Origin of the sequence: Enterobacter sp. HSTU-ASh6 (assembly GCF_026319105.1) — a bacterium.
In the GTDB taxonomy this organism is placed as follows: Bacteria; Pseudomonadota; Gammaproteobacteria; order Enterobacterales; family Enterobacteriaceae; genus Enterobacter; species Enterobacter sichuanensis.
The window spans coordinates 159709-172174 of sequence record NZ_WSPD01000005.1 but is presented as its reverse complement, the minus strand read 5'-3'; the positions used below and the strand labels follow the sequence as shown (position 1 = coordinate 172174).

At 53.7% G+C, this 12466-nt stretch carries 12 protein-coding genes and 2 pseudogenes; 6 read left to right on the top strand and 8 right to left on the bottom strand.

Annotated elements, in window-relative coordinates; all coding sequences use genetic code 11:
- Nucleotides 1-12 precede the first annotated feature (12 nt).
- Complete coding sequence (locus GM298_RS08065) at nt 13-999, top strand: glutathione S-transferase family protein (RefSeq protein ID WP_225288005.1); 987 nt, start codon at nt 13-15, stop codon at nt 997-999.
- A gap of 106 nt (nt 1000-1105) precedes the next feature.
- Nucleotides 1106-1471, top strand: a complete 366-nt coding sequence (locus tag GM298_RS08060) for a DUF805 domain-containing protein (RefSeq protein ID WP_025759870.1) — start codon at nt 1106-1108, stop codon at nt 1469-1471.
- 41 nt (nt 1472-1512) lie between these two features.
- Here GM298_RS08060 and GM298_RS08055 read toward each other — a convergent pair whose 3' ends face one another.
- Nucleotides 1513-2415, bottom strand: coding sequence for a LysR family transcriptional regulator (locus GM298_RS08055; protein ID WP_025759871.1), 903 nt, complete (start codon nt 2413-2415; stop codon nt 1513-1515).
- Between the two features lie 103 nt (nt 2416-2518).
- On the opposite strand from GM298_RS08055, the gene GM298_RS08050 reads away from it, so the two are divergent.
- Nucleotides 2519-3220, top strand: a complete 702-nt coding sequence (locus GM298_RS08050; protein ID WP_025759872.1) for a pirin family protein — start codon at nt 2519-2521, stop codon at nt 3218-3220.
- A gap of 100 nt (nt 3221-3320) precedes the next feature.
- On the opposite strand, the pseudogene GM298_RS08045 reads toward GM298_RS08050, so the two are convergent.
- Nucleotides 3321-3458 (bottom strand): annotated as a pseudogene (locus tag GM298_RS08045) (serine dehydratase subunit alpha family protein); the annotation flags it as partial.
- Nucleotides 3459-3758: 300 nt separating this feature from the next.
- Here GM298_RS08045 and GM298_RS08040 point away from each other — a divergent pair.
- The 3 genes and pseudogenes from GM298_RS08040 to GM298_RS08030 form a co-directional block, all read left to right on the top strand.
- Nucleotides 3759-4208, top strand: a complete 450-nt coding sequence (locus GM298_RS08040; protein ID WP_259567075.1) for an STM2901 family protein — start codon at nt 3759-3761, stop codon at nt 4206-4208.
- Between the two features lie 2 nt (nt 4209-4210).
- A complete protein-coding gene (locus tag GM298_RS08035; RefSeq protein ID WP_259567072.1) occupies nt 4211-4528 on the top strand; it encodes a DUF1493 family protein in 318 nt (105 codons plus the stop codon).
- A gap of 21 nt (nt 4529-4549) precedes the next feature.
- Nucleotides 4550-4687 (top strand): annotated as a pseudogene (locus GM298_RS08030) (type VI secretion system tube protein Hcp); the annotation flags it as partial.
- 105 nt (nt 4688-4792) lie between these two features.
- On the opposite strand, the gene GM298_RS08025 reads toward GM298_RS08030, so the two are convergent.
- The 6 genes from GM298_RS08025 to tdcA form a co-directional block, all read right to left on the bottom strand.
- A complete protein-coding gene (locus tag GM298_RS08025) occupies nt 4793-5203 on the bottom strand; it encodes a Spy/CpxP family protein refolding chaperone (RefSeq protein ID WP_045286334.1) in 411 nt (136 codons plus the stop codon).
- A 153-nt stretch (nt 5204-5356) separates the two neighbouring features.
- Complete coding sequence (gene pflB / locus GM298_RS08020) at nt 5357-7651, bottom strand: formate C-acetyltransferase (protein ID WP_045286335.1); 2295 nt, start codon at nt 7649-7651, stop codon at nt 5357-5359.
- 15 nt (nt 7652-7666) lie between these two features.
- Nucleotides 7667-8875 (bottom strand): propionate kinase, encoded by a 1209-nt coding sequence (tdcD, locus tag GM298_RS08015; RefSeq protein WP_045286336.1) that lies wholly within the window; start codon nt 8873-8875, stop codon nt 7667-7669.
- 29 nt (nt 8876-8904) lie between these two features.
- The gene (gene tdcC, locus GM298_RS08010; protein ID WP_045286337.1) at nt 8905-10236 is read right to left on the bottom strand and encodes a threonine/serine transporter TdcC; all 1332 of its coding nucleotides are present in this window, start codon (nt 10234-10236) and stop codon (nt 8905-8907) included.
- Nucleotides 10237-10245: 9 nt separating this feature from the next.
- A complete protein-coding gene (gene tdcB, locus GM298_RS08005; protein ID WP_045286338.1) occupies nt 10246-11235 on the bottom strand; it encodes a bifunctional threonine ammonia-lyase/L-serine ammonia-lyase TdcB in 990 nt (329 codons plus the stop codon).
- Between the two features lie 115 nt (nt 11236-11350).
- Nucleotides 11351-12271, bottom strand: a complete 921-nt coding sequence (tdcA, locus tag GM298_RS08000; RefSeq protein ID WP_014885345.1) for a transcriptional regulator TdcA — start codon at nt 12269-12271, stop codon at nt 11351-11353.
- Nucleotides 12272-12466 lie beyond the last annotated feature (195 nt).

Below are 12466 nucleotides of genomic sequence, written 5' to 3'. Positions count from 1 at the left end.
GAGGAGAAAAGAATGGGACAACTCGTAGACGGCGTCTGGCAGGATGTCTGGTATGACACCAAATCCACCGGTGGACGCTTTAAGCGCTCTGTTTCGGCCTTCCGTAACTGGCTCACCGCCGACGGGGCTCCCGGCCCAAGTGGCGAAGGCGGCTTTGCGGCCGAGAAAGATCGTTATCATCTTTATGTCTCCCTTGCCTGTCCGTGGGCGCATCGCACATTGATTGTGCGCAAGCTCAAAGGTCTTGAATCCTTAATTCCGGTTTCCGTGGTGAACCCGCTGATGCTGGAAAACGGCTGGACGTTTGACAGTGACTTCCCTGCCGCGACCGGCGACGATCTATACCACCATGATTTCCTTTACCAGCTCTACCTGCGGGCCGACCCGCACTACACCGGGCGCGTGACCGTGCCAGTGCTGTGGGACAAGAAAAACCAGACGATTGTCAGCAATGAGTCTGCGGAAATCATCCGCATGTTCAATACCGCATTTGATGCCCACGGCGCCCGCGCCGGGGATTACTATCCGGTTGAGCTGCGCGATAAAATTGATGAGCTGAACAGCTGGATTTACGACAACGTCAACAACGGTGTCTACAAGGCCGGCTTTGCCACCAGTCAGGAAGCGTATGACGAAGCGGTCGGAAAAGTCTTTGAATCTCTTGAGCGTCTGGAGCAGATCCTCGGCCAGCACCGCTACCTGACGGGCGATCGTCTGACGGAAGCGGATATCCGCCTGTGGACCACGCTGGTTCGCTTTGATCCGGTCTACGTCACCCACTTTAAGTGCGACAAGCACCGCATCAGTGACTATCTGAACCTGTATGGTTTCCTGCGCGACATCTACCAGATGCCGGGCATCGCCGACACGGTCAACTTCGACCATATCCGCACTCACTATTTCCGCAGCCACAAGACCATTAACCCAACGGGCATTATCTCCATTGGGCCGTGGCAGGACCTGGATGAACCGCACGGGCGCGATGTGCGTTTTGGATAAATATTAAGGGCATCAATGGATGCCCTTTTTTAATTCACAATCTCCATCTATCCTTACCTCGATCGCTTAGAAAACAAGTGATTGACTGACTAATGAGGCAAGGAAAATGGACTGGTATTTAAAAGTACTGCGCAACTACATTGGATTTGGTGGCCGCGCCCGCCGCAAAGAGTACTGGATGTTCGTTCTGGTGAACTTCGTCCTGATTATGGTGCTGGGCATCGTGGATAAAATTCTCGGCTGGGAGCGGGCTGGCGGTGAAGGCGTACTGACCACCATCTATGGCCTGTTAGTCCTGCTGCCATCGTGGGCGGTACTGTTCCGTCGGCTGCACGATACCGATCGTTCGGCGTGGTGGTTACTGCTGCTGTTGATCCCGATTGTGGGCTGGATCGTGATTCTGATCTTCAACTGCCAGAGCGGCACCCCAGGCGAAAACCGCTTTGGTCCGGATCCGAAAGCCGGCGTGTAAATCAGAGCCCGGTGGCGCTTACGCTTACCGGGCCTACGGATCTACTTATTGTGGTGCGCAAAGAGCTTTGGAATTTCTCGCAAACACCACGACTTGGCTTCGCCCATGCTGTCACGACGCCATGCCATAATGATATCCACCTCGCTGGTGTATTCCGGGCTTACGACCCGCAACCGTCCTTCCGCAATGTCTTTTTCCACAAACGGGTATGGCATCGTCGCCACGCCTAACCCTGCCAGCAGCGCCTGGCGCTTATCTTCCAGAGACGTAACGGTGAGTCGCGGCTGTTTATCCAGAAGCTGTACCGTCAGCACCGGACGTTCACGTGCGGTATCCGCAACCGCCACGCCGCGATACTTCACGCGAGTGACTTCAGAGAGTGGCTCCGGCTCCTGGTGAATTGGGTGATTGGGTGCGGCAACGTAGACGTTCATCACGCTGTAAAGCTTGCGCGAGTTGATCTCCGACGAGGAACGGAAGTGCATGTCCGGCGCAATGACGATGTCCGCCCTGCCAGTCTCCAGCCGCTCCCACGCCCCTGCCAGCACCTCAGTGATGATCGACAGCTGCGTGTTAGCCTTCGCCGCCAGACGGTCCACCAGCGGGAACAGCGATTCGGTCGGCACCAGGGCTTCCGTCACCAGCGTCAGATGAGTTTCCCAGCCACGAGCCAGTGCTTCGGCGTCCGTCGTGAGCTTATCCGCCGCTTCCAGCAGCACGCGGCCGCGCTCCAGCAGCATCCGCCCGACGTTGGTGAATTTTGTTCGATGACCGGAGCGGTCAAACAGCACCACGTCCAGCTCTTCCTCCAGCTTTTGCATGGTGTAGCTCAGCGCAGACGGAACGCGCCCCAGCTCATCTGCCGCCGCCGCAAAACTGCCGCGCCGGTCGATTGCGTCCATGACGCGAAGCGCCTCAAGCGTCAATGCTCTCTCTTTAGCCATCTCGTTCTCATTCAGGAAATTTGAACATACCCGGCAGAATATCTGGCTAACAATGCAGCGTCCATACCTTTACCATTGTTTTAGTGTAAAGAGAGGTCAGTTTATGATTACGACAAGAACAGCTAAACAGTGCGGACAAGCCGATTTCGGTTGGCTGCAGGCCCGCTACACCTTTTCCTTTGGACACTACTTTGACCCTAAACTCCTCGGTTACGCATCACTACGTGTGTTAAATCAGGAAGTGCTCGCCCCGGGCGCCTCCTTCCAGCCGCGTACGTACCCGAAAGTCGATATCCTGAACCTGATCCTGGAAGGCGAGGCAGAATACCGCGATAGCGAGGGCAATCATGTCCAGGCGAAGGCTGGCGAAGCGTTATTAATTTCCACACAGCCGGGCATCAGCTACAGCGAGCATAACCTCAGCAAAGACAAAACGCTGACCCGCATGCAACTGTGGCTTGACGCCTGCCCTGAGCGGGAAAACCCGCTGGTACAAAAGCTAGACCTGACGGGCGATAAGCAGCAGCTGATTGCATCACCTGACGGCAGCAAAGATAGCCTGCAGCTGCGTCAGCAGGTGTGGCTGCACCATATCGAACTGAAGAAAGGTGAACAGGCGAGCTTCCAGCTTCACGGTCCGCGCGCCTATCTGCAGTCGATTCACGGCACGGTGCATGCGGTAACGCATACGGAAGAGAAGGAAGCGCTCACCTGCGGTGACGGGGCGTTTATTCGTGATGAAGCGAATATCACGCTGGTCGCGGATACGCCGCTGCGCGCGCTGCTGATTGATTTGCCGGTTTAGAAATCCCCCTCACCCCAACCCCTCTCCCCAAAGGGGCGAGGGGCTCGATTGGTTCCCTCTCCCCTTTGGGAGAGGGCTAGGATGAGGGGCGAGGAACTATTCACAACACCTTACTCGCCATAATCTCAATAATCTGCCGGTCCGTGGTCTGCATCGAACGACACGCGAGCGCGCACAGGTTCGCGCTCGATTGCTCCACATCGTGCGCCACAATCCCCTCGTTGCCTGTTAGCCCCGTCGCAGATCGTCCCGCTAGCGTTGCCGACTATGTTGCCGATTTCCAGCGATTGCGATTCAGATTGCAGCAGAAACTTAATGTTGGTGTGAGAAAATCTTAACCGGAGCAAGGGAGAAAAAATCCCCATGAACTGGTAAAAAAATAACCAAGACTTTCTAAGAATGATGTACTTTTAAAAATAGTAGCCCCTCTTGAAAAAACGAATATTGCGGAATTTATAAAAATGAATGCCCTACTCTCAGCCCTTTGTTTTTTATAGGATGACATCTCAACAAACCACCTGATGATTTTGGTTATACTATGGACACCGTTGAAGAACTCAATGGAACATACTTTTATAAAGGTGTATGTAACATCTCCGCATCTGAGTTATTTTTTTGGATTTTTCTGAATGCCACCGATGAACAGTTCGGCGGATTAAAGGATGCAGTAATGATGGCCACTATGATTCTTGGTGTACCTATACTTGAAACCAGAACAAAGCCAGAAACGGCTACAATAGGCACATCTGTGGCATCTAAGTACCTGCGAGATCTATTGAATGTACAGCTACCACACCGACTACCTACAATTACACTTGCAAGCTTTAAATACAGAAAACCAATGTATACAAAAAACTTAGGTGCGTTCATTGGCCGATGGATACCTGCACCAGGGATAACTATACTTGCTGCAGATGTTGCAATGATAAGTTACAAAACGCTTTCAAGATATAATACGATTGCTCACCCAAAAGACCGGATTTGGTGAAGATGAACAGTGAAGCTGATGTTTTAAAATTCTTCAGGGATAATTTACCAGAACAAGGCACATTTACGGGTAAACGGATTCCCCTCGGGATAGATGATGTTTTACAGGATTACACCGATCTGGATGATATCGTATATGCCATTGAGAGATTCGAAAAAGAGTATCGTATCGAAGTTAACACTGAAAATTATTTCCCCTGGACTCAAACCTGGTTTTTCAGGAAATGGTTTACTAAAGAACCGGTTAAGCAAATATCAAAGCCATTGACGGTAAGAATGTTTGCCGAAGCGGTAAAAGCAGGAAAATGGATACAAGATTGATTTAAAGAAGGAGTTTTTATCATGGCCGTACCTGTTCACATTTGGTTCTATGACGACGGTGGCTCACTCATTAAAGGTTCATGTGATGTTCAGGATCGTGAAGGGAGTGTTGAAATTAGAGGTTTAACCCATAACTTGAGTATTCCAACCGAGTTTGCTGATGCATGGAATGAACGGGCATCAGCATGAAAGTCAGGATCATTCCTCACAGAATCCAATTGAAGCGATTCTGTGAGTTTTCATTTTAAATGATTGATTCCAGGATCACTCAGCCAGCGCGTTAGCCATATCGGTTCTGATCTGCTTGCGTTGCTCCGGCGTCAATACCTGGCTGACGTCGAAGTAATATTTCACGCGGTAATAACGGGTCTGCTCTTCAATTTTGCTGAATGCGGTAAGCTGGCTTTTCACTGTGCTTTCGTCCCATTTACCTGCCTGGAACATGTCGATCAGCGCGCCGTCCTTCACGCCCGTCATCGGGATCTTGCTGACATTTTCTTCCAGTTGCTTATGCAGATCTTCAATCTTCTTAACCTGCTCGTTGCTGAGCTTCAGGTGCTGTACCAGCGGATCCTGCGAGGGCGACGGGGCGGCCTCAACGTTAGCGGCCTGCGCCGTAAAACTGCACACCACCAGTGAAGCAGCTGCCAACGCAATGCGGGTCATTTTCATCATCTTACAGTCCTTACAATCTGTTATAGGAAAAAGCAGGCGTATTGTTTTTCAAGAACGGATGAATATGTGTGAGTAATTATATAAACAATTTTGTATGTTAAGCGGGCCAAAAAAATGCCCCCTGCGGTGAGGGGGCATCAGGACTGACTTGCGTCAGATGGATTGCGTAAACGTCCTGGAGATCACATCCTGCTGCTGCTCACGCGTCAGGGCATTAAACCGCACCGCATAGCCTGAAACGCGGATCGTCAGGTTCGGATAATTCTCCGGGTGCGCAATGGCATCCAGCAACATCTCCCGATTCATGACGTTGACGTTAAGATGCTGTCCCCCCTCAATGGCCGCTTCATGGTGGAAGTAGCCGTCCAGCAGCCCCACCAGGTTAGTTTTGCGCACCATCTCATCTTTACCGAGCGCCTGCGGCACGATGGAGAAGGTGTAAGAGATCCCATCTTTGGCATAGGTGAACGGCAGCTTAGCGACCGAGGTTAACGAAGCCACAGCCCCTTTTCTGTCGCGACCGTGCATCGGGTTCGCGCCTGGCGCAAACGGCGTGCCGCCGCGGCGTCCGTCCGGCGTGTTGCCGGTCTTCTGACCGTAAACCACGTTGGAGGTAATAGTCAGGATCGACTGAGTCGGTACCGCGTTGCGGTAGGTTGGCAGTGCCTGAATTTTCTTCATAAAGCGCTCCACCAGGTCACAGGCAATGCTGTCCACGCGGTCATCGTTGTTGCCGTACTGCGGGTAATCTCCTTCTATCACAAAATCGACCGCCAGACCGGTGTGGTCGCGCACCGGTTTCACCGTGGCATATTTAATAGCGGACAGGGAATCCGCCGCCACCGACAGGCCAGCAATGCCGCAGGCCATGGTGCGGTAAACGTCCCGGTCGTGCAGCGCCATCAGCGAGGCTTCGTAGCTGTACTTGTCGTGCATGTAGTGAATGAGATTCAGCGCGCTGATGTACTGCACCGCCAGCCAGTCCATAAAGTGATCGAGGCTCGCCATCACGGTGTCGTAGTCCAGCACGTCATCCAGCAGCGGCGCGGTTTTCGGGCCGACCTGGATCTTCAGCTTCTCATCCATCCCGCCGTTGATCGCGTACAGCAGCGTTTTGGCGAGGTTGGCGCGGGCACCGAAGAACTGCATCTGCTTGCCGATCACCATCGGGCTGACGCAGCAGGCAATGGCGTAGTCGTCGCTGTTGAAGTCGGCACGCATCAGATCGTCGTTCTCATACTGCAGCGACGAGGTGACGATCGATACCTGCGCGGCATATTTCTTGAACGCGATCGGCAGTTGTTCAGACCAGAGGATCGTCAGGTTAGGCTCCGGCGCAGGCCCCATGGTGTGCAGCGTATGCAGATAGCGGAAGCTGTTTTTGGTCACCAGCGTGCGCCCGTCCAGCCCCATCCCGCCGATCACTTCCGTCGCCCAGATCGGATCGCCGGAGAAAAGCGTGTCGAACTCCGGCGTGCGCAGGAAGCGCACCATGCGGATCTTCATAATGAAGTGATCGATCAGCTCCTGCGCCTGGACTTCATTCAGCCGCCCGGCCTGCATGTCGCGCTCAATGTAAATATCGAGGAACGAGGCCGTGCGACCCAGCGACATCGCCCCGCCGTTCTGGGATTTCACCGCCGCCAGGTAGGCAAAATAGACCCACTGCACCGCTTCCTGGGCGTTCATCGCCGGACGTGAAATATCAAAACCATAATTCGCCGCCATCTGCTGGATCTGCAGCAGCGCACGTTTGTGTTCCGCCAGCTCCTCACGCAGGCGGATCGTCGCCTCAAGATCTTCACCACGTTCCAGTCTCGGCTGGAGATCGGCAAACTGCAGTTCACGCTCGCGCACCAGATAGCTGATGCCATACAGCGCCACGCGGCGGTAATCGCCAATGATGCGTCCGCGCCCGTAGCCGTCCGGCAGCCCCGTCAGTACCCCGGATTTACGACAACGCATCATCTCCGGCGAGTAGACGTCAAATACGCCCTGGTTATGGGTTTTACGCAGGTCGGTAAACAGGTATTCGAACTGCGGATCCATCTCCCGCCCGTAGGCTTCGAACGAGCTGCGGATCATGTTGATCCCGCCGTACGGGTGCAGGGCGCGCTTAAGCGGTTTATCGGTTTGCAGACCGACGATCGTCTCCAGATCCTGGTCGATATAGCCCGGCCCATGAGCCGTAATGGTGGTGGCGATATTGGTGTCAAAATCTACCGGGGCGTGGGTGGCATTCTCCTGACGAATGCCGACCATTACCTTCTGCCACAGCGCCGTCGTTGCTGGCGTCGCCTGCGCGAGGAAAGCTTCGTCGCCTTCATAAGGGGTGTAGTTATGCTGAATAAAATCGCGCACGTTGACGGCGTTTTTCCATTCTTCACCGCGAAACCCGGCCCATGCGTCGCTGTAGGGTGCGACGCCCGTATCGATTGTTACTTTCATCTTATTCTCGCTTTATCAGGCGTAAGCCGCAGCCGGGGTAACCTTCCCAAGACGGAGGGCATCCAGTGCGATCATTTTTTCTTCGTTGGTAGGGACAACCGCGCAGGCTACGCGGGACGACCCGGTGGAGATCACGCGCTCACCCGCGCTGCCCGGCAGGGTATTTTTGGCGTCGTCGAGGATGAGGCCAAAGACCTTCAGGTGTTCCGCCACCAGCGCGCGGATAAGCGTCGAGTTTTCGCCGATACCGCCGGTAAAGACCACGCCGTCCAGGCGGTGCAGCGATGCCGCGTGCCCGGCGATATGGCGCGCAACGCGGTGAACGAAAGTCTGGATCGCCAGCTGCGCGCGTTCATGACCCGCGTGCCAGGCCTTCTCCAGCGCACGCAGATCAGACGAGAGGCCGGAGATCCCCAGCAATCCGGACTCTTTATTGACCACGCGCTCCAGATCCTCGAACGACTGGCCAGTCTGCTGGGCAATCCACGCCATGGCGCCAAAATCCACGTCGCCACAGCGTGTGCCCATCACCAGCCCTTCCAGCGGCGTCATGCCCATGGAGGTATCCACGCTTTCGCCATTGCGCACCGCGCAGATGGAGGCGCCGTTACCGAGATGGGCAATCACCAGACCGCTGTCATCGGGGGACAGCCCGAGAAGCGCCTGCGCCCGTCCGGCCACATAGCGGTGAGAGGTGCCGTGGAAGCCGTAGCGACGCACGCCCAACTCTTCAAAATAGCGGTACGGTAAGCCGTACAGATACGCCTGCGGCGGCAGCGTCTGATGGAAGCTGGTATCGAACACCGCAACCTGCTGCACGCCAGGGAAGAGGCGCTCTGCGGCTTCCACGCCGCTTAAGTTGGCGTAGTTATGCAGTGGCGCCAGCGGGGAAACCTGACGGATCTGCGCAATCACCTCCTCCGTAATCAGGGTCGACTCGCTGAAGAGGTCGCCGCCGTGAGCAATGCGATGGCCAATTAAGGCCACGCTGCTCATCAGGTTACGCTTCTCCAGCTCCAGGGCGATGGCAGCCAGCGCCCCTTCGTAGTCATGGTGAGCCAGTCTGGCTGGCTCACCCCCGTTTACGGAAATAAAGGCGTTATCCGTGTTGATGCCGTCTGCAATGCCCGTCATCAGGGCGTCACAGGCGCTGGCATCGAGCACCGAAAACTTAACAGAGGACGAACCGCAGTTAATAACCAGTACTACCGGAAACTCAATCATGGTGTGGCTCCGCTCTTCCTGAGCTTTGGTTAGAACAGTTTGTAAACGATATTCAGAATGGTCAGCAGGCCCACAACCGTGACGAAGATGTTCTCCGGTCTGCCTTTAAACTTCGCCATGGCTGGCGCTTTGCGGATGGCATACATCGGCAGCAGGCACAGCAGAGAGGCGATGATCGGCGCCCCCATCGCTTCGATAAGGTCAAGAATGTTCGGGTTGGCGTATGCAACAACCCAGGTGGATCCCATGATGAACACCATGCTGATGGTGTTCAGCTTGCCCACAGAGACCTTCTTCTTGTCGCCCTTATAACCGAACTTCAGGATCAGACCGTTCAGCCCTTCCAGCGTGCCCAGGTAGTGACCAAAGAAGGATTTGAAGATAGCGACCAGCGCGATGATGGAAGCCCCGTATTCCAGTACCGTCGCGAAGGTCGATTTGGTTCCCGACATCGAGGCAAAGTGGTTCGCCAGGTATGAGAGCACCGGAATGTTCTGCGCTTTGGCATCCGCCATGTTCTGCGGAGAGAGCGTAAACAGGCAGCTAAAGGCGAAGAACATCACCACGGCAACCATCAGCAGGCTGGCGCGACCGATGATTTTGGAACATTTCTGCTCGGTAAATTCTTTTCCGTACGCCGGCTCGTACTCTTCACGCTTGGAGACCACAAACGAGGAGACAATCGGCGAGAAGTTAAAGGAGAAGACCATAATGGAAATGCCCAGCCACACCGTGACCAGAATGCCGTCATGGCCGGTGAAGGCGATATCGCTCAGGTTGACCTGGTCGATAACCGCCGAGTTCCAGTAAGGGATCAGCGACAGGGAAATCAGCACCAGACTGGCGATAAACGGGAACACCAGGAAGCTCATCACCTTCACCATCAGGTCTTTGCCGAACCAGATTACAAAGGCCATCAGCAGCAGCAGGAACAGCGCCACCACGCCGCGGTTCAGCGCAGGCAGCTGGAGCTGGTTTTCCCAGAAGGTCATAAAGGTGTTGGTAATGGTGACGCCGTAAATCCACAGCAGCGGGCAAATAGCGAAGAAGTAGAGGAAGGTAATGACCACCCCACCGGTTTTACCAAAATGCTCTTCCACCGTTTCGGTGATGTTGCCGGAGACGTTGCTGCCGGACAGGCACAGACGCGCCAGCGCACGGTGGCAGTAAAACGCGATCGGGAAGGCGAGAAGCAGCATCAGCAGGATAGGGATCAAGCCACCAAAACCTGCGCGAATGGGGAAGAACAGCACGCCTGCGCCAATGGCGGTTCCGAACAGGCCAAGCGTCCAGGTGGTATCAGACTTACGCCAGGAGGACGTTTTTGTCTGGCCAACGATAATGCTTTCTGTGTTGCTCATAGGTCACCTTTATGCGTCAACGAAGCCGGTAATTTGGGAAACACGGGAGAGGTCAATATTGCCGCCGGAAATAATGCAGACGGTTTTACGACCCTGAATATAGTGGTCAAGCTTGCCGCTTAATAACGCGGCACAGGCCAGCGCGCCGGCACCTTCGGTCACCACTTTATTTCGCTGAATAAGTGCAATCATGCTGTCGCGAATGTTCTCTTCACTGACCAGTACGATGTCATCGACCAATTCACGAACAATTTCGAACGTTAATTTACCCGGGCGAGAGACATCGCAACCGTCTGCTAATGTACCGGTGACGCGATGATTCATAATTTCTCCGGCCTGATACGATGCCGCCATCCCGTGAACATTTTCTGACTGCACGCCGATAATATTGATGGTGGGGTTGATGGATTTAATCGCCGTCGCGATCCCGGCAATTAAGCCGCCACCGCCGATTGGCACAATGACGTTATCCACATCGTACAAGTCTTCGAGAATTTCCAGCCCGATGGTGCCCTGTCCGGCGATTACTTTGGCGTCATCGTAAGGCGGGATAAAAATACGCCCTTCCATCTCGACGATTTCGCTGACTTTGGCGATGGTGTCATTGAAGTTCTCCCCGTGCAGCACGACCTCCGCCGAGTAGTCGCGCGTCGCGGCCACTTTAGATTTCGGCGCGCCCATCGGCATCACCACTTTGCCGTCAATGCCCAGCATGGCACAGGAGAGAGAGACCCCCTGCGCGTGGTTTCCCGCGGAACAGGCAACCACGCCTTTGCGTTTTTCAGCGTCGGTCAGCGAGCTTAATTTATTAAACGCACCGCGGATCTTAAACGAACCGGTACGCTGCATGTTCTCAAACTTCAGGAATATTTCGCCCTTACAGCGTTCGCTGAGGTAATTTGAGCGCGGCATGCCGGTTTTATATATTTTTCCTGCCAGTCGTTTTCTGGCATCCTGAATATCTTCAATCGTTACCGGGAGATCGTAGGTAATATGCATAATATCCTCGTTATAATAATTCATTCTTTTCAGGCAAAGTCAGGGTATCAGAGCACGGCTAAAATAAGCTCTGGGTGTTTTAAAAAGGTTTAATGCTTATTAGGGCGTTAATATATCATCGTCGTCTTTCGCCAGTGAGTGACGCATATTGTTTTGCCAGTTCGACTAAGACTGACGCCGATTTTTTTATTCTGTAATTTTTTGACCATACGGCGGCATAACGCGCCACGGGTAATTCATCTTCCACTGGCAGGACAATAAATTGATCGGAACCGAACGGGGCAATCATGTCACGGGGAATGACCGTCAGATAATCTGCATTCAACACAAGGTTATAAATGGTGACGACGGAATCGGTCTGGACGATATTTTCAATGCTGATGTGGTTGTCTTGCAGGGTGGTCAGGAGTTCTTTGTAGTAGCCCATGTCGGTTTGCGGCATCACCCACTGCTCGTGGGTGAGTGATGCCAGTGTCGTCGGGCCGGTGCACGTTCGTGATTTGCTGGCTACCAGCACAAACTCAGATTCAAACAGCGGCTCGACGTGCAGATCCTGCAGCAGCATTTCATCGCTCAGCGTACCGATGGCAAAATCCAGCCGACCGTCGCGAATGGCCGGCAGGAAAGATGACAACTGCGCTTCATACATGGAGACACGCGCTTTCGGGAACACTTCCTTGAATTTTTTGATCATTTCAGACAGGAAGGTAAAACCAATCAGCGACGGATAGCCAAAGGAGACGTCCATGACGGTGCTGAAACTCAGGCTGTTGATTTCGCTCACCATGTTTTTCATCTCACGGGTGATCGACTCTGAGTACGAGAGCAGAACCTGGCCCGCGGCAGTGAGTTTTACGCCGGTGTTTTTACGCACCATCACTTCGACGCCAAAGTAGGACTCAATATCGCTGATAATTTTGCTGACGGCGGGTTGTGTCAGCCCCAGCTGTCTTGCTGCAGAACCTATGGAGCCACTTTTAATGACTTCCTGAAATACCACGAGGTGCTGTGTTTTCGGTAGAATAATAGTGTTCATAATATTCTGCGCTTATTTCCCTATGACGGGGTGGATTCTACTCAATAATGTTTCAGGGGGTATGTGCTGTTACTCACAATTTGCCTTTCCGCACCCAATACAGACCGGACCAAAACCCATTAAAAACCTTTATTATCAACAGCTTAACCACATCACAACGCGCCATTACGCTGATATTGATCAATAAAAACCGGG

Bases quoted from the DNA above. Each gene is read 5' to 3' on its own strand.
- GM298_RS08065 (WP_225288005.1), top strand. From the start codon at position 13: ATGGGACAACTCGTAGACGGCGTCTGGCAGGATGTCTGGTATGACACC.
- GM298_RS08060 (WP_025759870.1), top strand. From the start codon at position 1,106: ATGGACTGGTATTTAAAAGTACTGCGCAACTACATTGGATTTGGTGGC.
- GM298_RS08055 (WP_025759871.1), bottom strand. From the start codon at position 2,415: ATGGCTAAAGAGAGAGCATTGACGCTTGAGGCGCTTCGCGTCATGGAC.
- GM298_RS08050 (WP_025759872.1), top strand. From the start codon at position 2,519: ATGATTACGACAAGAACAGCTAAACAGTGCGGACAAGCCGATTTCGGT.
- GM298_RS08040 (WP_259567075.1), top strand. From the start codon at position 3,759: ATGGACACCGTTGAAGAACTCAATGGAACATACTTTTATAAAGGTGTA.
- GM298_RS08035 (WP_259567072.1), top strand. From the start codon at position 4,211: ATGAACAGTGAAGCTGATGTTTTAAAATTCTTCAGGGATAATTTACCA.
- GM298_RS08025 (WP_045286334.1), bottom strand. From the start codon at position 5,203: ATGATGAAAATGACCCGCATTGCGTTGGCAGCTGCTTCACTGGTGGTG.
- pflB (WP_045286335.1), bottom strand. From the start codon at position 7,651: ATGAAAGTAACAATCGATACGGGCGTCGCACCCTACAGCGACGCATGG.
- tdcD (WP_045286336.1), bottom strand. From the start codon at position 8,875: ATGATTGAGTTTCCGGTAGTACTGGTTATTAACTGCGGTTCGTCCTCT.
- tdcC (WP_045286337.1), bottom strand. From the start codon at position 10,236: ATGAGCAACACAGAAAGCATTATCGTTGGCCAGACAAAAACGTCCTCC.
- tdcB (WP_045286338.1), bottom strand. From the start codon at position 11,235: ATGCATATTACCTACGATCTCCCGGTAACGATTGAAGATATTCAGGAT.
- tdcA (WP_014885345.1), bottom strand. From the start codon at position 12,271: ATGAACACTATTATTCTACCGAAAACACAGCACCTCGTGGTATTTCAG.